Raw genomic sequence first — 21,491 nt, 5'->3', positions numbered from 1 at the left:
CGCGACAAGCGCAAACGGTGTTGCCCCTCCCCTCATCCGGCGCTGCGCGCCACCTTCTCCCGCCAGCGGGAGAAGCGATGCCTGGCTGCGCGTGATCTCTCGATCGAACTGCAACTGACCACCCACCGCCCCCTTCCCCACCCGCGGGGGAAGGTGCCCGAAGGGCGGATGGGGGCAGCATTGCTGCGAGGCGACCAGCACAGGCGCGACAAGCGCAAACGGTGTTGCCCCTCCCTCATCCGGCGCTGCGCGCCACCTTCTCCCGCCAGCGGGAGAAGCGATGCCTGGCTGCGCGTGATCTCTCGATCGAACTGCAACTGACCACCCACCGCCCCCTTTCCCACCCGCGGGGGAAGGTGCCCGAAGGGTGGATGGGGGCAACATTGCTGCGAGGCGACCAGCACAGGCACGACAAACGCAAACGGTGTTGCCCCTCCCTCATCCGGCGCTGCGCGCCACCTTCTCCCGCCAGCGGGAGAAGCGTGCCTGGCTGCGCGTGATCTCTCGATCGAACTGCAACTGACCACCCACCGCCCCCTTCCCCACCCGCGGGGGAAGCGATGCCTGGCTGCGCGTGATCTCTCGATTGCACTGCAACTGACCACCCACCACTCCCTTCCCCCGCCCGCGGGGGAAGGTGCCCGAAGGGCGGATGGGGGGAGCACCCGGCAGCAAGCAAGCCAGGCAACACAACCCCAGAACGCACAAGGCGGCCGAAGCCGCCTCGTCGTTCATTTCCCGCTGCAGCGCACCGACCTCAGCGCTGGCGCTTCTTGCGTACGTACAGCACCAGCGAATGCTCTTCCAGTTCATAGCCGTGCTTGGCGGCGATCTGGCGCTGCAGCGCTTCGATCTCTTCGCTTTCGAACTCGATGACGTGGCCGGTGTCCACATCGACCATATGATCGTGATGGCCGCCGCGGTCCAGCTCGTATACCGCCTGGCCGCCTTCGAAGTTGTGTTTGAGTACCAGACCAGCAGCCTCGAACTGGGTCAGCACGCGATACACCGTGGCCAGCCCGATCTCATCGCCGTGGTCCAGCAACTGCCGGTAGATGTCTTCAGCGCTGAGGTGATGCTGGTTGCTCTTCTGTTCGAGCAGTTCCAGGATCCGCATCCGCGGGTGGGTCACCTTCAGCCCGACTTTGCGCAGGTCGTGGGTTTCCATGTGTTCTCCGTTCATTGGCGATTTAGCGCCAGCTGCCTTCAAACGGGTCGCGGCGACCGGGGGAAGTGTATCATCGGCGTGATTTCCTCAGCACTTACTCCCCGATGCGCAATCTCCTGCTGGTCGCCGCCATTGCCTTGTCCACCGCTGGCTGCGGCATCATCTACAAGCAGCCGATCTACCAGGGCAATCTGATCAAGCAGAACGCCGTGGAGCAGCTGCAGGTAGGCCAGAGCAAGCAGCAGGTCAGCGCATTGCTGGGGACGCCGTCGATTCCGGACCCGTTCCACGCCCAGCGCTGGGACTACACCTCCACCCAGCGGGTGGATCGTCTGGCGCATACCGAGATCAAGAATTTCACCGTGTTCTTCGAGAACGACCAGGTAACCCGTTGGGAAGGCGACTATTTCCCCTCCCAGGACGAGCAGTTGGCCAAGTCGGCACCCAAGCAGTTCGGCCGCAATCTGGCGCGCGACAAGAAGAAGCAGCGCGGCCGTTGAGCCACTCGGCCGGGGTTTGCCCCTGACCGCAGCGATACTGATTTCTCGACCGCCCCTAGCTATTGCACCCTGCAACGGGCGGGCGTGTCCGGCCAACCGCGCGTTCGCCGGCCGTCGCAAGCCATGCTGCAGCATGGAGCCGCTCCCAGGCGCTAGGTCCGCGCCTTTTTGTCCGGCCCGGCCCGACGACGGCGCGCTTCTTTGGGATCCAGGAGCAGCGGCCTGAGCAACTCCACCCGGTCGCCGTCGCGCAAGACCCGCTCTGAGGGCGTCACCTGACCATGGATGGCGAGCGCGGCAGGCGAGTGTTCGCGTTCGAGGCCGGATGCGGCCACCGCGTCGGCCACTGTGGCGCCCTCGGGCAGCGTGAGCTGCACCGCGCTGTAGCGGTCCGGCCAGGCCAGTACCACCTCGACCTGCACCATCACGCGTCGCCGCGATCGGCGACCCGGACGAAATCGTTGACCATGCGATCGGCCAGCCCCTGGAAACCCAGCGCCAGCGCCGGCCCCAACAAGCGCGAACTGGTCTCCACGTCCAGGGTCAGGCTGACCTTGCAGGCATTCTCGCCCAGCGCCTGGAACTCCCACAGGCCCTCCAGGCGCTTGAATGGCCCGTCGCGCAGGTGCATCACGATGCGTTGCGGGCGTTCCAGGATGTTCTCGGTGGTGAACCAGGTTCGAAACGTACCCAGCCCCAGGTCCAGCCGCGCAACGATACGCCCCGGATCCTGTTCGAGCACATGGGCAGCGTCGCACCAGCCGAAGCGGCGTGGATAGGCGGCGACATCATTGACCAGATCGAACATGCGGGAGGTACTGTGTTCGACCAGGGCGCTGCGACGGATGGTAGGCATTCGCTAACTTGTGAAAGACGGAAGATCGTTTGACGACACCGAATCGGCGACAATGGCGTCATGAGCAAGAAACCATCCAAGGATAAAGCAAACGGCGCGAAGGCCACGAAAACCATCGCGCTGAACAAGCGTGCGCGCCACGAATACCACCTGGAAGAACGCTACGAGGCCGGGCTGGCGCTGCAGGGCTGGGAGGTCAAGGCGATCCGCGCCGGGCGCGCCAATATCGTCGACGGCTACGCCTATGTCCGTTCTGGCGAGATCTATCTGATCGGCGCGCAGATCACCCCGCTGATCCAGGCCTCCACCCACACCGTGCCGGTCGAACGCCGCGACCGCAAGCTGCTGCTGCACCGGAACGAGATCGACAAGGTGCTGACCCGGGTGGAGCGCGAAGGCTACACCCTGGTGCCCACCGCGCTGTACTGGAGCAGCAACAAGGTCAAGCTCGAAATCGCCCTGGCCAAGGGCAAGCAGAACCACGACAAGCGCGACGCCGCCAAGGACCGCGACTGGCAACGCGACAAGCAGCGCGTGATGCGGCGGCATAACCGTGATGCCTGAGGGGCGGGGATTCGGGATTGGGGATTCGTTACAGCGATTGTGCATGAACTGGTGCATGGCTGGCTTGCGATCCGCTTGCGCACCACTGCAGCACACGGCCTCACTGCCTTTGCGAATCCCGCCCCCCGACTCCCGAATCACGTCTCCCCAAGCATACGCATCAGATTCGGCACTCCCCTGCCCTGCACGTAGCGATCGCGCTGCAGATCGGTGCTGGTGTCCAGCAGCAGCTGCTTGACCCGGTCCGGGAAGCCGATGAACTCGCGGCGTGCCGACAGGAATCCGGCCAGCAGGCCAGAGACATGCGGCGCGGCCATGCTGGTGCCGCTCATCTCCACCATCAGGCTGGCAGGATCCCTCGGGTCGAAGTCGTAGTACGCCGAAACGATCTTCTCGCCCGGCGCAACCACATCGGGTTTGCTGCGGCCGTCGGCGGTGGGGCCACGCGAGGAAAAGTACGACACCCCATAGTTGTGCGGGCTGCTCTTGTGCACCGAGCCCACCACGATGGCCTCTTCGAGATTGCCCGGATCGCTGATGGACAGGTCCATATTGGCCGGATAGGTGCCGCCGTCGTTCTGCATCAGCCAGGTCAGCCCCTCGTTGCCGGCCGCCACCACCACCAGCACGCCCTGCCGCCAGAGCCGGCGCAGCTCGTTGCACAGGGGCGTGAAGCCACAACCGTAACTTTCCGGGTCGAAGCAGCCGCCCAGACTCAGGTTGATGCCGTGGATGACCAGCTCGCCGGCGCGTTCATTGATCGCAGCCACCTGTTGCACCGCCTTGATCGTCCACGAATCGCGGCCGTTTCCTGCATCGTCGAGCACCTTGAAACCATACAGGCGCGCATCCAGTGCCATGCCCGCAAACTCCAGCGGACTGCCGGGGCGGCCTTGCGCATCGGGAATGGAGGCATGGCAATGACCGGCGATGATGCCGGCGATATGGGTGCCGTGCCCATGCCGGTCCAGCCTGGCGAACGCTTCGCCATCGCCGCGTGTGAGGTGGCGGGCCGCGCCGCGCCGCGTGCAATCCCATTGCGCCACCACGTTGTCGCGCTCGCCCTTGACGAAGAAGTGCGGATGGCTGGCCGCGATACCGGTATCCAGCACCGCCCAACCGATCTGCTGGCCGCGCGCGCGGTACGCAATGCGCGCCGCATCGGCGTGCAGCACGTTGCCGGAGACATGGATCAACGCGCGCTTGCCGGCATCGCGCCATACCCGTCGAAAACCCAGTGCGCGATAGCGATCCTGCAGTGACTCGATCTCGAAGCGCGTCAGCCGCGCCGACACGAAGCGCTGCAGGCCGTCTTCCAGTTCGATCGCCTCGTCCAGCGCATCGCCTTCCAGCCCCGTGCTGCGCGAGGCGACCTGCCGCAACTGGGCCAGCAACTGCGCGCGCACGCCGCCCGGATCGCCGCCCAGCACGCGCCGATCCAGCTCGATCAGCACTTCATGCCGGTACTCCGCACCATGCGCCTCGAGCTGCTCACTGAGATCCTTGATCAGCACCGCGTTGGACACCGGCTGATCGAACCCGACACCAACGGCCTGACGCACCGCCGCGCGCACCTGCGGAATCGACAGATAGCCCGAACCCGAGTGCGGATTGCTCTGCCAATCCGGATTCAGACGCGCGGCGGCAAGATTTTCGAAGCGCCCTCTGGCGTTGGTGATATCGTCGGTGAGGTCCGGATCGAAGGCGATCGGGTCGCCGGTGTCGGCAACGTTGATCCAGCGCTGCACGCACGCGGGAAACGGCAGTTTGCGTGTGCCGGTCCAGCGCTTGAACATGCTGCGCACCTGCGGCAGGCCGAGCGGCGAACCCAGGCTCAGGAACAGTGGCACCTCGCACTCCGCCGCCTGCAGTTGGCGCAGCACGTCGTAGGCGATCATCGAGCCCTGGCTGTGGGCGACCACCACGAACGGCCCGCCGCCGGCACGCAGGCGCTGGGCCAGGCTCTCGCGCATCAGCGCGGCACGCTCCGGCACGAAGAACAGGTCATGCACGTCCTGCAGCAGCGCAGCGGAGATCAGCCGCAGCAGCACGCGGTTGATCGCATCGATCGGGCCCTTTGCCTGCAAGCCGCCCGGCACGCTGGCAGCATCGAGTTCATCCAGCAACCGGTGCAGATCCGCACGTTCCTGCGCGCTCTCGGCCAACGCATCGGCCAGCAGGTGCAGGTCCTGCGTTCCCGGCACCAGGCCCAGCGTACTCAAGGCACGTTGCACGCTCTGATTCAGCGCCGGGCCCACGTCGCGGCTATCGCAGTTGCCCGGCTCGGGCACGGGATAGCGCTCGCGGTTGACCCAGTACGCCAGGCGCGTGCGCTCTCCCATCGGCCGCCCGAACAAGGCCTTGTCCCATTGGCAGCGCAGTACCTCGGCGGGTGGCTTGTTGCCGATGCCATGGATGTAGATCACCGTACGCGCCTTGCCCTGCACGCGCTGGGTGGCGATGTCCGCCTGGTCTGCCGGTTGCGCTCCCTTGCCGCGCCGTCGGGCGGCGGGTGCGGCGGTCGTGCCCGACGCGCGACGCGCCGGCCGTGAACCTGAGGGCTTGCCTGTCGCCATCGCTTCGCTCCTTCGCTTGCGGACTGTTCCGTTCTATACGGATGAAGCCACTGTAAGCGCTGAAGGTCCCACCACTTGTGACAGGGCGCGCCGATCCCTACACTGATCAGGTCAGCGTTTGATGCTTTCCCCGGGGGTGCACTGGTTTCGACGGGGGTCGCGAAGTCGCTTGGCGCATGCCGAGGGGGCAGCTTTCCTCGTTAATCCAGCAGCAAACTTTTAGTTGCCAACGACGACAACTACGGTTCGGACTTCGCTATCGCCGCTTAATTGGCTTTAGTTGTAGTTCTACAGCCGCCTAAGGCGAACCCCCGAACTTACTTGTGCCCGTGCCCGTAAGTGTAGGGTCATTATCACGGAACCGCCGGTAGTGGCTGCCTGTCAGCTGCCGGTCAGATCAAGCAGGCTGGTTCTCAGGTGCGCTTTGCCCGCCGTGCTGCCTGGGGACGAGATCTAACGGAGGGATAAGCATGTAGTGCCGGGGATGGAGTGCTTCCGGACGGCGGTTCGATTCCGCCCACCTCCACCAATGAGCGGATCTTGAAGATCCGAAGAAGGCCGGGAACCCCCGTAAAACAAGGGTTCTCGGCCTTTTTTATGTGCACTACGGTGCGCACGTGAACGTCGCAGGATCGGAGACTCTGGGGGCATATTTTGGGGCACCTGCCCCCAACTGACGACCAGATGCCCCCACTGACCGATCTCGCAATACGACGCGCCAAACCTACCGCGAAGACCCAACGCCTGTATGACAGCGACGGTTTGTACCTGGAGCTGTCGCCGAAGGGCGGGCGCTGGTTTCGCCTGAAGTATCGATTCGGCGGCAAGGAAAAGCGGCTGGCCATCGGCGTCTACCCAGACGTGCCGCTGGCACTGGCCAGGCAGCGGCGGGACGACGCGCGCCAGCTGCTGGCTCAGGGTATCGATCCGGGCGAGCACCGGAAAGCAGCAACGGCTGCGCGTGCAATCCTCGGCGCCAACACTTTCGAGGTGATCGCCAACGAGTGGCTGGAGAAGCGGAACTGGGTGGATGGGTATCGCGTGAAGGTCGTCGGATGGTTCACGAACGACGTATTCCCCTACATCGGCGCACGGCCGGCGGCGGAACTTGAAGCGCCCGAATTCCTGGCCGTGGCCAGACGCATCGAGAAACGCGGCGCCTTCGAGTCGGCGCATCGGATCATGCAGAACTGCGGCCAGGTCATGCGATACGCCATCGCCACCGGACGTGCCAGCCGCAACCCGGTGGCGGATCTGCGCGGCGCGCTGAAGCCAACGCCCGAACGCCACCTGCCGGCGGTGACCGATCCGGACGAGCTGGGGCCGCTGCTGCGCGCCATGGACGGCTACAAGGGCAGCCACGTCACGCGCTGCGCTCTCGTGCTGGCCCCCCTGCTATTCGTGCGCCCGGGTGAGCTGCGGCAGGCCGAGTGGTCAGAGTTCGATATCGAGGCCGCCAGGTGGAACATCCCCGCCGACAAGATGAAGATGCGCCAGCCCCACGTTGTCCCGCTCTCGCGCCAGGCGCTGATTGTCCTGGCGGACCTGCAGCGGCTCACCGGTGCCGGCCGCTACCTCTTCCCCAGCACCAGGACGAAGCTGCGCCCGATGTCGGACAACGCGGTGAACGCGGCGTTGCGCCGCATGGGCTACGAGGTGGGCACGGTGACCGGCCACGGCTTCCGCGCTACAGCCCGCACGATCCTCGACGAGATCCTGGGCTTCCGGCCGGACATCATTGAACACCAGCTCGCGCACGCGGTCCGTGACCCCAATGGCCGGGCCTACAACCGGACAACACACCTAGCTGAGCGCGTGCGCATGATGCAGCGATGGGCCGATTATCTGGATGAGCTGCGCGCTGCCTCAGCTGCAAGCTCAAACGCTTGAGCCAGCGGCCAGGCGACCGGCGCGGGTACAAGCGGGTTTCCTGGAACGGGAAGATAGAGGTCACCCTCTCCCGCTTGGTTGCGGCGCACACGCGCAAGGGCGTCCGTGCCTGCCGGGCCAACGCGTAAAATCTCCCATTCGTCGCGGATGATGCTCTCGCCTCTCACTGGGTTGTGCCAATTCATGTCGGGCGGGAGTTCTGGCAGCGTCACGCCCTCAGGAGCGATGACGCTCGGCTCGCTGAAGCGCTGCAGAGCGGCGCGATGTGAATATCGTGATGGCATGTCGACAGCTCCAGAGTGAGGCTCGCATCGTAGCGACGGCCGGCTCACCGGATGAGATTCGGATCTCCGACAAGCGGTAGTTGCAGTTGCGATCGCGTTTTCGTAGGCTGCACGGACTCACTGCCGCGTAGGCAGCTCAAAAAGCGTAAGAAGTTCAGAAGTAGCAATTGTGGCGCACTGCCGGACAGGCAGTTCCCTCACCTTCACGGCCGAAGAGGCCGCACAGAAATGGAGCATCTCATGACTGATTTCCGTACCCGCAAGGCTGACCGTATCGCAGCTCGGCTAGCGAACCCGCACGCCCGCTACCGATTCCAGGTCGTGTGCACCAGCTACTACTTGCCCGATGGTATCAGCAATGTGGTGGGCGTGTTCAACAGTCGGAAAGAAGCCGAGGAGTTCGCTTTCGAGCAGCAGGGGCCGATCGCAGGGAACACGAAGGCCTGGAAAGCGATGGAAAGCCGGTGCGGACGCCGGCTGCCGGGCGGGCTTCCCTTCTCGGCATCATTCCAAGTCGAACGGGTGGAGGCCTGAACATGTACACCGTGAAGCTCAACGGACAAGTCCTATGCCACACGGATTGGCCGCCGCGCGCCCAAGCGGCTTGGATCCGTGCGAGTCGCGACCGTGACAGCGCACAACGAGGTGGAGTCGCTGAGCTGTGGAAAGGCGACCGGCTGCTGACCAGGGTCCAGCCAGAAACTCTGGTAGGTCATCCGTGGCCGGACCGGGAGGTTCCCGAAAGCGATCTGCGCGATGTACTCAAGGTTTTGCTCTTGCTACTGCGGGATGACGGCTGGGACACACGTGAGATCGCTGATGCGATGACCGAGCGAGGGCTACCCACTACCCGCGCCCGGATCGATGCCCTGCGCGGCAGCACACAGGGCAAGCGGACCCAGGTAACTGCCCCCGAGCTGGTCACGCTGATCGATGCCGTGTTGAGCCACTACAAGCAGCAAAACGACGACGCTTAATTGAGCCGGCCAGGCGCTGCTCAGGCGCCACGCGGGTGAGCGGCCTGTGGCCCCGCGTCCGGCATGCGTAGGTTGCCATCGGCGTGGGCTTGCACATATCGGGCAGGGCCGCACGGAGGGGTCGGATTTTTCCTCACCCTGCTGCTGTGCGCCAGGCCTGCAAATGAACGTTTTTTCCTGGGCACGCGCGGCGCATGATGCTCTCGCGTCGAGACACTCTCGCGCCGCCGGCAGCGGCCGGTGTAGCCGATCAGGAGATCGTAATGCGTCCACTACTTGCCACCGCCGCCCTGGCGCTGTTTGTCGCCGCCCTTCCTTCTATCGCTGCTGGCCAGCCCCCGGCGATGTCCGGCCGCGGTACGGAGCTGCATAGCGAGGTCTCCGCCGTCGGCGAAAGCCTGGACGCTTTCGTGATTCGTATCGCGCCGCGCGCGCGAGCTGCTTCGGTGAGCGCCAGATCCGTCGTCTGCGGCGAGATCACCGGCACCGGTCCGTACGCCGTCAAGCTTAAGACCGACGGGAGGCAGGATTGGTGCGAGGTCCCGAAGACGACCGCGCCCTATCTGCTCGTCAACGGTATCGCCAAGGACGCGCGCGAGGATCACATCCCGGCGATCTACTACCGCCGGCCGGGCTACCTGATCACGCCGTGGTCCATCAAGTTCCAGGACCGCAGCGGTGTGCGCAAGATCGCCGAGGGTGGCCACTGAGTCACCCTGGCCACCGGGGTCACGCAGCCTGGGGTTCGGCGCTCGCCAGGCTGGCGGCGATCGCGCTGTTCGTTGCCGCCTCGATCAGGGCTTGCAGCTTCCAGCCGGGCAGCTCCTGCGTCGTGCCGGCGCCGGGATAGCGGATGGCGTATGTCGGCGCGATCAAGTCGGCGATCGGCGCCGCCAGCACACCCAGGGCCGCGCCGCGGTCCTCGACCTGGAATGTCACGGTGCCGGTGTCGTTGATCGGGTTCCAGATGATCGTGATCTGCTGCGCGAGCGGATCCGCATCCGGGTCCGGCGTCACCACGTTTGCATCGTACGCGGCGCGCGTGGCTGCCTTGATGCCGAGCAGCAGATGCACGCCGGGCTCGGTGACCGTCTCGCCAGCCACCTTCACGGCCGCGCCAGTCGCGGGTTCGACCTCCGTCGTGGCCGGCGCGGTGATGTCGTAGCTGCGGCCGATCAAGTCGCTGATCTGCACCGTGAGCACGCGCAGGAAGAAGCGCTCCAACGTCTGAGTCCAGCCATCGGGATGCGGCTTCGTGGTCATCTGCTCCAGGTGGAACTCGACCGGGCCATCGTTCGTGGCCGGGCTCCATCGGATCTCGATGCGGGGCGACACGATACGGGTCTGCGTGCCGAATATGGGGTTTTCGCTGATGAGCATGGTCAGTATCCAGTGACGTCGAGGATGGGAGCGCGCACCCAGGCCTGGCCGTAGTTGCCAGGGGGTGGCTGAGGAGAGTTATTCGCGCCGGTCTGTTGAAATTCGCCAGTGTTTATGGCGCTGATGCTTGCAACGTTGCCGTTGATGTTGACGACACCTCTTCTAAAGACCACGCTGACCAACCACTGCGGACCGCCGCCGACGACACCGCCTGCGACCATGATGATGTTGCCTGCCGATCCGGCAAGTGCCGCATACGTGCGGCCCGCTGGCAGCGTGATCGATCCGCCTTGATTTGCGTTTCCCTGCAGTAGCCCGCGCACCTTCATGTATTTGAGAGTCGCGTCGAAAACCACTTGATTGTTCGCCGGGTTACGCACGACGAAGTAGTTTCGCTGCCCAAAGTTGGGTTCATCGAACACATATGCCGTGAAGCCTCCGCCGGTTGTGAATCCGGTAAAAGTGAAGCTGCCTCCACTCTGCGATCTCTGCATCAACGCTGCATTGTTCTCTCCGAGGAACGCGAGCACAGGATTCGTACCGGAGACCGTCAAACTCCATGTCTTCAGAACACCCGAGCCAGAGGGTGTAATTGTCTGCTTCGATGCCAGCGCCAGATTCTTCCAATCTTCGGAGATCACGACACGATTGGGACCTGCGTTGATCCGGACGAATGCCATTAAAACCTCCCGTAGTACAACGTACCGCCAGCGCGGGGAGAGTTCGCCGAATCAGGCGAGCTCCAGTTGATCGTATTTCCGTTGTCGCTCAGGATCGGCAGCAGCGTGTTGCCTGCACTGCTGTCGGCGACAAACCAGTAATACAGCTGGTTGGCGCTGCCGGTGATCGGCACCGCCACCGAGCCGTTGGCCCCGCTGGCAATGCCAACCGCGCCCATGTGCTGGGTGAGCAGGTCAGAGTCTGGCTGATCGGTGACCTGCAGCAGCACGACGTTGGTGGCCGGATCGGTGACCCGCAGGAACGTCGTCATACCCCAGCTCCGATGGCCACCACCTGCACGCCGTTGGGCGCATAGCAGTAGATTTTGCCATTGACGATCTCACTACGGCCCTGCCCCCTATCCACATCGATGAAGCGTACCTTGTCGAATGCAAAGTCCAGGGTTGCCGTCTGGCCGTTGTTGACCGATCGTGCGCCCGCCACTCGTCCATTGACATCCAACACCAGCGTCCATGACGCCTGGTAGCTGGCAACGCCATTTTCGTTAACGGTCATTCGCGCCATCAGAGATTGTGTCGCGGATGCGTTCACAGAGTCGCTGACGGACTGGCGTGTGACCTTCGGCTGAGTAAATAGAGCGTAGTTGTCACCTTGATTGTTAATGAAACCACGCACTAGTCGGCCATTTGGGGGTACAACCACGCTCGACGAAGCTTTCGCCCAACTACCTACAACATTGACTGGCGGGGTAGTTAGCCATGCGACGTTGCTGCCCGACGCATCAACGACGTGCACACCAAACACTGCAACTGCAGCCGCGCTGTTGTAGACGTTGGCGGATAAATCAAGCACGTCCCCCGGAGTGACGTCGGTCCAAAAATTTTCGTATGACCCAACGTAAGGGGGTAGCACCAGCTTCGCTCCGCGATAAGTGGTTGAGTTTTGCTGGATACCTGCGTTCGCAGCTTCGGTGTATGCGGGACTGATCCAAGTACCCAACCCGGATTCAAACACTGTCGTCTTGATGAAATTTTCCCCGTTTCTAGCGGACGCGGAGACCTGCGTGATCGCCGTGCTATTCGCCGTGGTTTGATTGCCAACCTGCGTGACCCGTGTCTGCAGCGCCTGCAGCGCACTGGAATCAGCTTTTCCAGACAGAGTGGACTGCACCGTGCTGATCAGCTGCGACAGCGACGAGATGTTGTTTTCCGCCTGGGTCAGGCGCGTGTTCATCGCCTGAACCGCCGATGCATCCGCCTTGCCGGACAGACTGGACTGAACGCCCCTCACGTCCTGCGCGACGACCTGCAGCTCCTGCTCGATCTGCTGCACGTCGGTGGTGACCTGCTGCATCGCCACGCCGATCGCACCCACCGCCTCGGCCAGGCTCGCGTACTGCCCGATGTAGGACCAATACGCGGTATCGGTGATGGCAGTGCCCACCGGGACGTCCTGCTTGGCCACGTACAGCCCGCCGGCGTGCTTGACGATCGAGCCGGCCGGCCACGCCTGGTCTACCCACTCCGGCGCCTCCACCAATGCCTGCAGGTTGGCCAGTTCGTTGGCCTGCTCCAGCAGCTGTTGGGCCAATTCCTGATCGCGCGCCACCGCTTCCAGAAAGCCCTGGCGGATCTCTTCGGTGGTCTGATCGATGGCCTGCTGCATTTCCTCCTGCAGCTCACCCAGGTTCTTGCCCAGGGTCTTGGTGATGTACTTGGCCGCCACCGACAGCGTGCCATTGGTGTTGCGCGCGCGGATCGCGAAGACCCACGTGCCCGAGGCAGGAATGGGCGAGTCGAACGCTCCGGTGTGGTAGCCGCTGTCGCCGACCGGCGTCATGGCATCCCACGCGGGTACCGGAGCGCCCTGCTCCGGCGCCGCGGTGTAACGGATCTCTGCACCAGCCAGGTTTGCGGACTGGATGGTGTCGTTCCAGAAGCCCCAGGTATAGCGCCGGATGCCGCCGGAGATTTCCTCCACGTCGAACAGGTCGTAATTCACCGGCGGCGCGTCGGCGCCGATTGTCGTGTAGATCAGCGAGGCACCAACGCCCATCTGGCCCTCCGGGCCGAACGGGCGCACGTTGATCGTGTAGGTGCCGGCGCGCGGGATGCGCCACCGCGCGGTGCGGGTGCGCGTCTGCGCCACTTCCACCAGCTCGCCATTGCCGTCCGACGCCGAGGCGTACACCACAGCGTGATCGAAAGGGCCCGAGATGTCGAAAGTGGCAACCAGATCCGTCGCGGTGACATCGCCGGTAGTGACCTGGTCTTCGCTGATCGCAAGGTTGCTGACGATCGGGCGTGTGGCCAACGACGAGCCGCTCTCCGGCGGGATGTACTGGCCGGTCTTGACGTAGGCCCAGAACTCCGGCGACTCCGGCACCACACTGATGCTGGCGCCTTTCAGATCGCTCTCCGGCTCGATCGCCACGACGCGCACACGCAGTCCCGGCGTGGACTTGAAGTCGTAGATCCACACTGTGTCATGCGCCGGGTTGTCCTGCCAGCCGCCCTGCACCATCGCGTCCGCATAGCCCTCGCCCGGCAGCGGCGCATCGTCCGGCCATTCCTCGACCAGCTGGATGGTGTCGGTCGCCTCCGTGAAGCTGCGCACGCGGAACGTGCGGTAGACCGCTTCGCCCGGGATGCGCAGACCGATGAAGGCACTGCGCGCATCCGGCGGCGGCACCGGCTCGTCCAGCGTCAGCGTGATCGTGCCCAGCAGCGGGCTACGCTCAGCCGCGACGATGCGGCCGCCGAAGCCCCACTGCGTGAGATCATGGGAGATCGACAGCATCGACATGCGGCGATATGACAGGTACTGCAGGTCCTGGGCGAAGCCGATGTCCTTGTACTGGAACAGGCTCTGCGCAAGGTGGTAGCGCGCCATTTCGGCCGCATGCGCTTCGCGGCCAATGCCCTCACCGGTCAGACGCGCTGGGCTGAGCATCGTTTCAACGCCTGGCGCCGGCACGCGCAGAGTTTCGACCTTCTTGGTCGTGCTGTCGAAATAGCTGTACTCGATGCCGTCGGCAGCGCTGGCCAACGTGTAGTCCACACTGAAACTGCCTTTCTTCATCTCCGCCATGTTGACCACGCCAGAGAGCGGCTGCTCATCGGCGGCCCACACCACAGAAAGTCGACCGCCGGCCCAGGTAACCTGCCCCATGCCGGCCAGCGCGATCGCCTGCAGCACCTCGTCGTGGTTGCGCTCTTCGGTCAGCCAGTAGTCGTAGGTGTAGCCGTTTGCCTCGCAGTGGCCCATGAAGCCCTGCAGCGACTCAATGTCGATCTCCTCGTCACTCTTGCCCATTCCGGCGATGAGCCTGCCGTTCTGGTCGTAATAGCCGCGGGCGTACTTAAGGATGTGGGCGCCGTTGTTGCTGGTCTCTTCGTTGACCCAGGAGCCGTTGCGCCACACCGGGATCGGCGCAGCGATGTGCTCGGCCACCAACTCATCGGGTTGGCCATTGAGCTGGCCGGTGCCCTTCATCAGGATGCCGCTGCGCGCAAGGCCGGCGTACGTCGCGGTATCGGCCTGCACGCTGCCCATCGTCGACCACTGGAAGTCGTTGCGCTGGGTGTTGTCGCCACTGTAGTTGCCCAGGCCGAGGATGCGCACGCGCACGTCGTACTGGCCCTTGGCCACGTCCGCCGACAGCGTCGCGCGCTTGCTGACGTCCAGCTTGTCGCCGGTATACGTCTGCGTGGCCAGGGTGGCCCAGATGCCGGTGCCGGCCGGCGCATACTGCACCTGCACAGTTTCGGAGACGTTGTAGGCCTTACCCGAGGTGCCCACGCCGCCAAGGACGTATTCCAGGTTGATCTGGATGCGCACGGTGTCGGAGCTGGTGGTGCGGGTGACGAAATCGGCCGTATCCGGCAGCTCGCCCCCATCGGTGGTGTCTACGTTGCTGTAAAGCGGGATGGTTTCATCCGGCATCTGGCTATAGCCGGAGTGGTAGACGCTCACGCCCTCGTAGCTGGACAGCGGTGTGCCGGCATTGGTGAACACGCCCACGCGGCCCACGCCGATGCCCGGCGTGAGCACCATGCCGATGTACTGGTTATCGCCCTCGTAGAACGTGTAGGGCTTGCTGGCGAAGTCGGGGGCGATTGGCATGCGACCAAACAGCAGGCCCACCGGTTCATACGGGCGCAGGCGGTTCCGCGGCGCTGCCAGGCTGTAAACCGTGCCGGCGGTACTCGGGCCGGTCGGACTCTCGACCTTCGGCCCCAGCACCTTGTTGATCACCAACGAGCCGGCCACAAACACTGCTGATGCGAAGATTGCGCCGGCAGTCCCACCACCAAACGCAGCAGCAGCGGCACCGCCAGCACCGGCAATACCAAAGGTGAAGTAGGTCAGCGCGATCATCGCCACGATGTACAGCGCGTTCCTGCCAACTGCGCCGCGTACCTCGATGACCTGGCCATCCTTCGGATAGACGTAGGCCCACAGATGCCGCGGAACGACGCGCCCACCGATCGACACCGACCAGTCGCCCTGATCCAGGTCGATCACGTGCCGATGCAGGAACTCGCACAGGCGCTCGCCCGGCTGGAGGTCCATCGCAATATGGCGCTGCCCTTCCAGGGTGACCGGGTGCGGCGTCAGCACCAGCTGGCCGTTGCTCGCAGGCGTGGTCATCAGACCCATGTGTAATACCCCTCAATGCGTGCGCCGTAATCCGGCAGCTCGCGCGCCCGGTGCAGCCAGCTGCTGCCGAGCGCGCTGGTTGTGTGAAGCACCCAGCCCTCGTGGGCTAGGTAGAAGAAGATGCCCACGTGTCCGGGCCGGCTCTGGCCCTTGTCGAACATCAGCACCAGGTCGCCGTCGACCGGCTTATCGGTGGGCACGGCGTAAGCCCGGGACAGCTCGCCCAGGGCTTGCTGGCCAGCAGCACCGCGCGGGCGCCGCGCCGGCATCTGCACCACCCGGCCGAACAGCTCCCGCTGCACCTGCACCACCAGGTCTGCGCAGTCGTAGCTGTCAGCGTCGTACGGGATGTTGAGGAAACGCTCCACCTCGCTGACGCGCATCAGAAAATCCCCGGCATCGTGTGTGGATTGGCGCGGAGCTTCACTGCCTGTTGGCGCATGATGAAATCCACGCCGATCTGCGCGGTGATCAGCGGACCGGCGGCGCGCACTTGGGTCAGCGGCAGATAGAACCGCCGCGCGATGACGTCAGGCTGCGTGCGATCGGTGATCAGGTAGCGGCACATCACCATCTCGTTCGGCTGCATGCGCTCGAGGTCTTCGGTAATGCCGCGCCCCACGTTGTCCACTTCGAGCTGTGCGCGTGGCGTTTGGCCGGCCTGGTCAGCTGGCGGCGTGAAGCGAAACGGATAACCGACATAGGTGTTGCCGTTGCTCACCCAATCCTGCGTGTCGTTGACGATGCGCAGCACCGCGCCGAACGAGGGCGCGGTCATCTCCAGCAGCTCTAGCGGCCCATCCATATCCGTCACGCGCTGACGGCGTTCAAGAAAATTACTCATCGGCGAAACTCCAGAACAGCCTGCCTGGTGCCCTGCGTAAACTCTGCGTTAGCGGCCTGCAGGCGGCCAACGGCACCACCCTTGAAGCGCGCCGAGACCAGCTTGCGCGTGCGCGGGTGCACCATGTCGAAGTAGCCCACGCGGCCGATTTCGTCGAAGTAAAAGTCGTCGAACGCGACCATCGATTCGGCCGTCAGGAACACCATGGTGATTGGCAACTCGACCATCACGCGCGTGTTGATGATCGCCTGCTTGGCCGGCCCGCGTTCCATCTCGGTGCGCTGCACGGACGGTTCTGGTTCCTCGCCAAGATCGCCTGCCAACAGTCGAATATTTGGGGGGAAGCTGGCCACTAGGCACCCTCCCCCGTTGAAAGTTTAAAGGCCATACTCAGTCCTTCAATCATTGATTAGGTGAGGCGGGACAGGCGATCAGCGCCTATCCCGGACGTCTAGACGCCCCTTGATCCCCGCATAGGTGGCGCCAGTTCCGGCAGCGATTCGACCTCCAATCGCCTTGTCGACGGCACCGATCAACATCTCGACATCCACTCCGCCTCGATCGTTGCGCGTCGCAGTCGCAGTCGTCCCCGCCGGCGCGTTGATGACCTTGACGTTGACCTCCACCCCTCCACCCGAACCCGAGCCGCCCGACGCCATCGGCGCTGCCGGCACCACCTGGCCGCGATTCCCTGGAATCAGGTAGCTGCGGCCTCCCTGCTGGAACAGCTCCGGATCGCCGCCTTCGCCCACCTCGTACAGCGAGCCCGGCGCAACCGGACCACCATTCGCGCGGCCGCCGCCGAAGCTCATCCAGCCACCACCGGCAAACGACCCGGCATTGCTGCCGAAGTTGAGGTTGCTGCCCGCGCCTGCGGCGGTACCGGTCCACGATCCACCTGCACCGCCGCCCGTCAGCCCGCCCATAACGGAGCCGAGCAGACCGACCGCAGCCTGCTTTGCGGCATAGCGCGCGAGGTCGGCAATCATCGAGTCCACCAGGCTGCTGAAGGAGAGCTTTCCGGTCTGTGCAAGCTGCACAAACTGGTCCTCCCAAGAACTCAGACTGTTGGACAGGAACGAGCCCGCTTGCTCCGATGCATTGGCTGCGGCGAAGGCGTAGTCCTTCCAAACGAGGTCGACGCCGGAACGCCAGTCGCCAAGCATCGCCATGCGACGATCTTGGAACGCCTGCTCCCGCTGCAGTTCCTGGTCGCGGTAGGCCTGGGCGCGGGCCGCCAGCACATCCCACGACTCCTTGTCGGTAGCCACATCGCGGCTGCCCAGCCGCTTCAGCTCTTCCTGGTACTCGCGCATGATGTCCAGCTCGCGGCGCATGCGCTCGGCGCCATCGGTGCCGAACTGGTACTGCAGCAGGTCCACTTCATTGGCGCGCGTCCGGTTGGCGGATGCCTGGTCCAGGATCGCCTTCTGTCGCGCCAGAGCTTCGGCGGCCAGCGTCTCCTTCGTGTAGGCAACTGCCCGGGCATCGCTCTGCTGAAGCAACGGGATGGAAGCCTTCAGCTCAGCGCGATGCGATTGCGTGAGCGACTTCGACCCATCATCGAGCAGCTGCTGGGCTTGGATCTCCAGACGCCGGCTCTGCGTTACCTTCTCACCAGTACTGACTAGTTCTTGGTTCGCGGTGATCTGGCGCTCAATGCTGGCGAGCAGGCTCTCTGCCGCGCTATCGCTGGTCTTTTCCTTTGGTTTGCGCCGCGCATCGATATCCGCCTGCTGCTTCTTGTAGGCGGTGATGGTTGCCTCGATGGCCGCCTCGCTTTGGCCCGACGCCAATCCGTCCTTACGGATTTCGGCAATCTCCAGCTCGGCGCGCTTCTGTTTGTCGTACATCGCCAGGCGCTGCTCCCACTGCGCCGATGCAGTGCGTTGGCGATCCATTTCGGCAACGTCAGCTGGGCTATCGATGCCCGACCAGCGCACGGTGACCTCGCTCTGGCGAAGCTTCAGGAGCTGGGCTTCCATCTTGTCGATGTCGGCCTGGGTCTTGGACGACAAGCCGCTGGCTACCGAATCACGCGTGTAGGCGATTTGCTGCTGCAGTGCCGCGATCTGATCTGCAACGGTGTCGCCGCGACCGATATTGCGCCAGATGTCCCAAACCTCCGACATCTCCTTTTTCACGTCACGCCAAGCAGCGCCGATCCAGTTGACGTTCTCTACGAGAGCAGGAGCGCGTTGATCGATAGAACCGGCATAGGCTTCCATCAGTACCGCAGTCGCCTGGGCAGCTTCACCCTGTTCCTCAAACGCTACGATGCTCCGGTACTGCTCTTCGGTTAGGAAGTGGAAGCTCCTGTTGAGCGCTCCTGCCGCCTCGACGGGACCATCCGCGATGCTGACGAACTGCTTGATGGTGGCGTCGATCGACTGCCCCGTGGCAATCCGCATCTGCTCCGCAGCGCGCCCTACCAGCTCGATCTGCTCGGCGGTGAATCGACCGCTTGCAGCGACCTGCGCGAGCGCATTGCTCGTGCTGCTGGTGGTTGATCCCGCGATCTTGCTCATCGCCTGTGCCATGTCGGCGAGCTGGCTGGCGGTGAGGCCGGCGGAATTGCCGGTCAGGATGATTGCTTCCTCGAACGCGTGAGCTTCCTCGCTGCCCTGATACCAGGCGAGGGCCAGAGCACCTCCGGCGGTGGCGCCCAGCGTCAGGGGATTGATGAGACCCGTCAGGCCCAACGCCAGCGCCTTGCTCGCAGGCACGATGCCGCCGAAGCTGTCCTTCAACTGGCCGCCCTGCTGGATGGCCACCATGAATGCCGATTGCCCGCTGGCCAGCCCGGTCACGATGTCGGTGATCTGAGCCGGCAGCATGCGCATCGCGGCCGCGTACTGGCCGGCCGAGATTGCGCCGCTGTCTACCGCATTGGCCAAGGCCGCAGTCTTCACTGCGGCCTTCTCCTGCTGCTGCGTGAAAGTCTCAACCGACTTCGACGCGGAGGTGGTCGCGGTGACCGATGCAGCGCTAGCAGTGCCAGCAGACCTCGCCGAGCGCTCGATCGTGCGTGCGGCGGCCTGATAGCTGCGCTCGAGCCTTTCGGCGGCGCCGCCGGCTTTGACGGCGGCAGCTGCATTCTGGTCCAGCGCCTTTGTGCTCTCGACCAGGCCACTTGAATCGACCCGAAAGCCAAGTTCGGCGATATCCATCAATCAGCTCCAGGTATTGCCCGATTCGGGCGGCCGTTCACGGGCCGCGGCTTGTTCTTCGCGCACGGCGCGCAGGTAGGCGTCGTCCATCGCCATGAGCATTGCCACCTCCTGCGGCAGGACATCGCAGGCGGCCAGCTCTTGCCACGCACGCAGCTCGGCATAGGACAGTGCCTCAGGGCCGCTGCGGCGCCGGCCAGAGAGCATCCAGAACCAATCCCAGACGTGGGCCGCCTCTTCCGGCATATCCACGTCCGGCGCTGGCTCATCGAAGCGCGCATTGCGCGCGCGCCGTGTCTCGCCCTTCGCGTCCGGCATGTCGTACCGAACGGTCAGATACGTGGCGTCAGCGAGCCGGACCTTCAGCGCTGCGAAAAAACTCGGCGCGCTCTCCCAGAGCGATGTCGATCTGGTCGCCGATCCACGGCAGTTCCTTCAGCACCTTGCGCACGGATTCGTCGGTGAGCGGCGGCTTGGCACCGTGGAAGGTCAGGTCGCCCAGCCACTCCCAGCCGCCCACAGAGGCGACGAGCATGTCGGTGCGGCCCTGCTCCATCTTGGCGGCGGTGACCTTGCCCTTGCCCTGCAGGCGGTCGTCCAGCGCCTTGCGGCTGGCCTCGCGCACCTTCGGGTGGGTGTCGGGCAGCAGCGTGATGCGCAGGCCCACAGGAACCTCGGTGGCGGGGTGCTTGATGTCGATGGCGCGTTCGGCGGCCACGATGGTTGTCAATTCGGTCATGGGTGATCCTTTGCGATCGATCCGGGAGGTGAAGCAGGGGAAGCCGGCCGGATCAGGTCCGGCTTATCGGGCGGCCGCCCTATCCCCTGCTGTTCGGTTACGGGGTGACCGGAGCCGGCACTTCGATCGGCACCTGGTTCAGAGCCAGCGAGTAGACGTGCAGCACGAAGTCCTCGTTACGGCCGCCTGGCGTGCGGGGGCCAGTGACCAGGCCGCGCAGGTATTCGATTTCGCCGGACGGACGCTCGACCTTCAGCGCATAGGCGCTGGTGACGGTCGGCTGGCCAGCAGCACGCATTGCGATCTGGCCGGGGTCGGCGAGGTCGCGCGCCATCTCCACCTCGGGATCGCCGGCATTCGAGATGCCCTTGCCCTTCAGCGATACCGCCGTGTCCCAGGTGTCGTAGGTGACGATGTTGGTGGTCAAGCCGCGCTCACCGACGCTGCCGACCTTCTTCACCTGGACGAAGGTCAGCGCTTCGAACTGGGTCTTGGTCAGGTCGCTGTTCTGCGGAGTGGCGCAGATGTAGAGCTTCGATCCGCTGTTGGTTTGTGCCTCAGCCATTGCTGATATCTCCTCGCGTTGGGCATAAAAAAACCCGCCACGGGGCGGGGGTCTTGGGGTGTTGAATGGGTTCGGTGTATCAGGCCGCGAACAGCTGCGGCACCACCTTGGATTCCAGGGCTAGGCGCCGCGCCCGCAGATCAGGCAAAGCACGGCGGCGCTCCAGCATGGCCCGCGAGCCCGCCGATGCCTTTGCCTTCGACTCGCGGTCGTCTGCGTCGACCTTCTGCAGCTGCTGCCAGTAGCTCAGCGCGTGTGCCGCGCCGTTGCGCCGACAGTCGCCGAAGGCTTGAACCAGCGCCACTTTGAGATCGAGCACGCGCGTTGTGTTTCGGCTGAGTGCCAGCAGCAGATAGCACTGATCCTCATTGATCAGCGCATAGCTCTGCGGACGGCCGGCAGCAGAAGCTCCAGCAGGTTTCGCGATTTCAAATCGCAGTAGTCCGAACTGCCTGAACCTCTCGGCGTAACGCGTGATCAGACGGAATGCACTGCGGTGATCTACACCCAGATGCTCAGAAATCTCACGGCTGTCCACGCGCGGTTCGCCGGCCACCACGGCCAGCTGGATGATGTTGTGCATGTGCATGCTCCGATGCGTCTCCAGAGAAGGCGCACGGCAAGGCGGATGGAGA

At 64.3% G+C, this 21,491-nt stretch carries 22 protein-coding genes and 1 other RNA gene; 7 read left to right on the top strand and 16 right to left on the bottom strand.

Features of this window, described 5'->3' with window-relative positions:
• Positions 1-757 precede the first annotated feature (757 nt).
• Complete coding sequence (gene fur, locus LL962_RS17015; protein ID WP_029221003.1) at positions 758-1,168, bottom strand: ferric iron uptake transcriptional regulator; 411 nt, start codon at positions 1,166-1,168, stop codon at positions 758-760.
• Between the two features lie 104 nt (positions 1,169-1,272).
• Between fur and LL962_RS17010 the strand changes: the two genes are divergently transcribed.
• Positions 1,273-1,668 carry an outer membrane protein assembly factor BamE gene (locus LL962_RS17010; protein ID WP_104587966.1) on the top strand — a complete coding sequence of 132 codons (396 nt, stop codon included), beginning with the start codon at positions 1,273-1,275 and terminating at the stop codon, positions 1,666-1,668.
• 152 nt (positions 1,669-1,820) lie between these two features.
• Here LL962_RS17010 and LL962_RS17005 read toward each other — a convergent pair whose 3' ends face one another.
• Complete coding sequence (locus LL962_RS17005) at positions 1,821-2,093, bottom strand: RnfH family protein (protein ID WP_208621463.1); 273 nt, start codon at positions 2,091-2,093, stop codon at positions 1,821-1,823.
• Positions 2,093-2,524, bottom strand: coding sequence for a type II toxin-antitoxin system RatA family toxin (locus LL962_RS17000; RefSeq protein WP_104587967.1), 432 nt, complete (start codon positions 2,522-2,524; stop codon positions 2,093-2,095). Before LL962_RS17000 ends, LL962_RS17005 begins: the two co-directional genes overlap by 1 nt.
• Positions 2,525-2,584: 60 nt before the next feature.
• Here LL962_RS17000 and smpB point away from each other — a divergent pair, with 60 nt between their 5' ends.
• Positions 2,585-3,088, top strand: coding sequence for an SsrA-binding protein SmpB (smpB, locus tag LL962_RS16995; protein ID WP_029221007.1), 504 nt, complete (start codon positions 2,585-2,587; stop codon positions 3,086-3,088).
• A gap of 137 nt (positions 3,089-3,225) precedes the next feature.
• Here the strand turns inward: smpB and LL962_RS16990 are convergent, their stop codons facing one another.
• Positions 3,226-5,664, bottom strand: a complete 2,439-nt coding sequence (locus LL962_RS16990; protein ID WP_228317746.1) for a S8 family peptidase — start codon at positions 5,662-5,664, stop codon at positions 3,226-3,228.
• Between the two features lie 132 nt (positions 5,665-5,796).
• On the opposite strand from LL962_RS16990, the gene ssrA reads away from it, so the two are divergent.
• From ssrA to LL962_RS16965, 5 genes are all read left to right on the top strand, one after another.
• Positions 5,797-6,193, top strand: a transfer-messenger RNA (tmRNA) gene (gene ssrA, locus LL962_RS16985).
• Between the two features lie 155 nt (positions 6,194-6,348).
• Positions 6,349-7,554: a tyrosine-type recombinase/integrase gene (locus LL962_RS16980; RefSeq protein ID WP_228317745.1), complete on the top strand. Its 1,206-nt coding sequence runs from the start codon at positions 6,349-6,351 to the stop codon at positions 7,552-7,554.
• A gap of 524 nt (positions 7,555-8,078) precedes the next feature.
• Positions 8,079-8,372 carry a hypothetical protein gene (locus tag LL962_RS16975; protein WP_228317744.1) on the top strand — a complete coding sequence of 98 codons (294 nt, stop codon included), beginning with the start codon at positions 8,079-8,081 and terminating at the stop codon, positions 8,370-8,372.
• Between the two features lie 2 nt (positions 8,373-8,374).
• Positions 8,375-8,815: a hypothetical protein gene (locus tag LL962_RS16970; RefSeq protein ID WP_228317742.1), complete on the top strand. Its 441-nt coding sequence runs from the start codon at positions 8,375-8,377 to the stop codon at positions 8,813-8,815.
• Between the two features lie 263 nt (positions 8,816-9,078).
• Positions 9,079-9,525, top strand: a complete 447-nt coding sequence (locus LL962_RS16965) for a hypothetical protein (RefSeq protein ID WP_228317741.1) — start codon at positions 9,079-9,081, stop codon at positions 9,523-9,525.
• 19 nt (positions 9,526-9,544) lie between these two features.
• Here LL962_RS16965 and LL962_RS16960 read toward each other — a convergent pair whose 3' ends face one another.
• The 12 genes from LL962_RS16960 to LL962_RS16905 all read right to left on the bottom strand — a co-directional run bounded on the left by LL962_RS16960 (position 9,545) and on the right by LL962_RS16905 (position 21,439).
• Entirely contained in the window at positions 9,545-10,195 is a 651-nt protein-coding gene (locus tag LL962_RS16960) for a hypothetical protein (protein ID WP_228317740.1), read from the bottom strand.
• Between the two features lie 2 nt (positions 10,196-10,197).
• The gene (locus LL962_RS16955) at positions 10,198-10,875 is read right to left on the bottom strand and encodes a hypothetical protein (RefSeq protein ID WP_228317739.1); all 678 of its coding nucleotides are present in this window, start codon (positions 10,873-10,875) and stop codon (positions 10,198-10,200) included.
• On the bottom strand, positions 10,875-11,186 hold the full coding sequence (locus LL962_RS16950) for a hypothetical protein (protein WP_228317738.1): 312 nt from the start codon (positions 11,184-11,186) through the stop codon (positions 10,875-10,877). The genes LL962_RS16955 and LL962_RS16950 overlap by 1 nt, the downstream gene beginning before the upstream one ends.
• Positions 11,183-15,538, bottom strand: coding sequence for a host specificity factor TipJ family phage tail protein (locus tag LL962_RS16945; protein WP_228317737.1), 4,356 nt, complete (start codon positions 15,536-15,538; stop codon positions 11,183-11,185). The genes LL962_RS16950 and LL962_RS16945 overlap by 4 nt, the downstream gene beginning before the upstream one ends.
• Positions 15,529-15,921: a peptidoglycan endopeptidase gene (locus LL962_RS16940; protein WP_228317736.1), complete on the bottom strand. Its 393-nt coding sequence runs from the start codon at positions 15,919-15,921 to the stop codon at positions 15,529-15,531. The genes LL962_RS16945 and LL962_RS16940 overlap by 10 nt, the downstream gene beginning before the upstream one ends.
• A complete protein-coding gene (locus tag LL962_RS16935) occupies positions 15,921-16,382 on the bottom strand; it encodes a DUF1833 family protein (protein WP_228317735.1) in 462 nt (153 codons plus the stop codon). Before LL962_RS16935 ends, LL962_RS16940 begins: the two co-directional genes overlap by 1 nt.
• The gene (locus tag LL962_RS16930; RefSeq protein ID WP_146092847.1) at positions 16,379-16,735 is read right to left on the bottom strand and encodes a hypothetical protein; all 357 of its coding nucleotides are present in this window, start codon (positions 16,733-16,735) and stop codon (positions 16,379-16,381) included. The genes LL962_RS16935 and LL962_RS16930 overlap by 4 nt, the downstream gene beginning before the upstream one ends.
• A 78-nt stretch (positions 16,736-16,813) precedes the next feature.
• A complete protein-coding gene (locus LL962_RS16925; RefSeq protein ID WP_228317734.1) occupies positions 16,814-19,552 on the bottom strand; it encodes a phage tail length tape measure family protein in 2,739 nt (912 codons plus the stop codon).
• Between the two features lie 3 nt (positions 19,553-19,555).
• Positions 19,556-19,870, bottom strand: a complete 315-nt coding sequence (locus tag LL962_RS16920) for a phage tail assembly chaperone (protein WP_228317733.1) — start codon at positions 19,868-19,870, stop codon at positions 19,556-19,558.
• Positions 19,871-19,898: 28 nt separating this feature from the next.
• Positions 19,899-20,291: a hypothetical protein gene (locus tag LL962_RS16915; protein WP_228317732.1), complete on the bottom strand. Its 393-nt coding sequence runs from the start codon at positions 20,289-20,291 to the stop codon at positions 19,899-19,901.
• Between the two features lie 97 nt (positions 20,292-20,388).
• Positions 20,389-20,856, bottom strand: a complete 468-nt coding sequence (locus tag LL962_RS16910) for a hypothetical protein (protein WP_228317731.1) — start codon at positions 20,854-20,856, stop codon at positions 20,389-20,391.
• Positions 20,857-20,935: 79 nt separating this feature from the next.
• The gene (locus tag LL962_RS16905; protein ID WP_228317730.1) at positions 20,936-21,439 is read right to left on the bottom strand and encodes a Rha family transcriptional regulator; all 504 of its coding nucleotides are present in this window, start codon (positions 21,437-21,439) and stop codon (positions 20,936-20,938) included.
• Between the last annotated feature and the right edge of the window lie 52 nt (positions 21,440-21,491).

Source organism: Xanthomonas sp. NCPPB 1067, from assembly GCF_020783795.1.
Taxonomy (GTDB): Bacteria; Pseudomonadota; Gammaproteobacteria; order Xanthomonadales; family Xanthomonadaceae; genus Xanthomonas; species Xanthomonas melonis.
This window is presented reverse-complemented; position numbering and strand designations above follow the sequence as displayed.

Excerpts from the sequence above, each read along its gene's own strand:
- LL962_RS17005 (WP_208621463.1), bottom strand. The coding sequence starts at position 2,093 with ATGGTGCAGGTCGAGGTGGTACTGGCCTGGCCGGACCGCTACAGCGCG.
- LL962_RS16925 (WP_228317734.1), bottom strand. The coding sequence starts at position 19,552 with ATGGATATCGCCGAACTTGGCTTTCGGGTCGATTCAAGTGGCCTGGTC.
- LL962_RS16965 (WP_228317741.1), top strand. The coding sequence starts at position 9,079 with ATGCGTCCACTACTTGCCACCGCCGCCCTGGCGCTGTTTGTCGCCGCC.
- LL962_RS16970 (WP_228317742.1), top strand. The coding sequence starts at position 8,375 with ATGTACACCGTGAAGCTCAACGGACAAGTCCTATGCCACACGGATTGG.
- LL962_RS16980 (WP_228317745.1), top strand. The coding sequence starts at position 6,349 with ATGCCCCCACTGACCGATCTCGCAATACGACGCGCCAAACCTACCGCG.
- LL962_RS16955 (WP_228317739.1), bottom strand. The coding sequence starts at position 10,875 with ATGGCATTCGTCCGGATCAACGCAGGTCCCAATCGTGTCGTGATCTCC.
- fur (WP_029221003.1), bottom strand. The coding sequence starts at position 1,168 with ATGGAAACCCACGACCTGCGCAAAGTCGGGCTGAAGGTGACCCACCCG.
- LL962_RS16945 (WP_228317737.1), bottom strand. The coding sequence starts at position 15,538 with ATGGGTCTGATGACCACGCCTGCGAGCAACGGCCAGCTGGTGCTGACG.
- LL962_RS17000 (WP_104587967.1), bottom strand. The coding sequence starts at position 2,524 with ATGCCTACCATCCGTCGCAGCGCCCTGGTCGAACACAGTACCTCCCGC.
- LL962_RS16950 (WP_228317738.1), bottom strand. The coding sequence starts at position 11,186 with ATGACGACGTTCCTGCGGGTCACCGATCCGGCCACCAACGTCGTGCTG.
- LL962_RS16910 (WP_228317731.1), bottom strand. The coding sequence starts at position 20,856 with ATGGCTGAGGCACAAACCAACAGCGGATCGAAGCTCTACATCTGCGCC.
- LL962_RS16940 (WP_228317736.1), bottom strand. The coding sequence starts at position 15,921 with ATGCGCGTCAGCGAGGTGGAGCGTTTCCTCAACATCCCGTACGACGCT.
- LL962_RS16905 (WP_228317730.1), bottom strand. The coding sequence starts at position 21,439 with ATGCACAACATCATCCAGCTGGCCGTGGTGGCCGGCGAACCGCGCGTG.
- LL962_RS16915 (WP_228317732.1), bottom strand. The coding sequence starts at position 20,291 with ATGACCGAATTGACAACCATCGTGGCCGCCGAACGCGCCATCGACATC.
- LL962_RS16935 (WP_228317735.1), bottom strand. The coding sequence starts at position 16,382 with ATGAGTAATTTTCTTGAACGCCGTCAGCGCGTGACGGATATGGATGGG.
- LL962_RS16920 (WP_228317733.1), bottom strand. The coding sequence starts at position 19,870 with ATGCCGGACGCGAAGGGCGAGACACGGCGCGCGCGCAATGCGCGCTTC.
- LL962_RS16975 (WP_228317744.1), top strand. The coding sequence starts at position 8,079 with ATGACTGATTTCCGTACCCGCAAGGCTGACCGTATCGCAGCTCGGCTA.
- LL962_RS17010 (WP_104587966.1), top strand. The coding sequence starts at position 1,273 with ATGCGCAATCTCCTGCTGGTCGCCGCCATTGCCTTGTCCACCGCTGGC.
- smpB (WP_029221007.1), top strand. The coding sequence starts at position 2,585 with ATGAGCAAGAAACCATCCAAGGATAAAGCAAACGGCGCGAAGGCCACG.
- LL962_RS16960 (WP_228317740.1), bottom strand. The coding sequence starts at position 10,195 with ATGCTCATCAGCGAAAACCCCATATTCGGCACGCAGACCCGTATCGTG.
- LL962_RS16990 (WP_228317746.1), bottom strand. The coding sequence starts at position 5,664 with ATGGCGACAGGCAAGCCCTCAGGTTCACGGCCGGCGCGTCGCGCGTCG.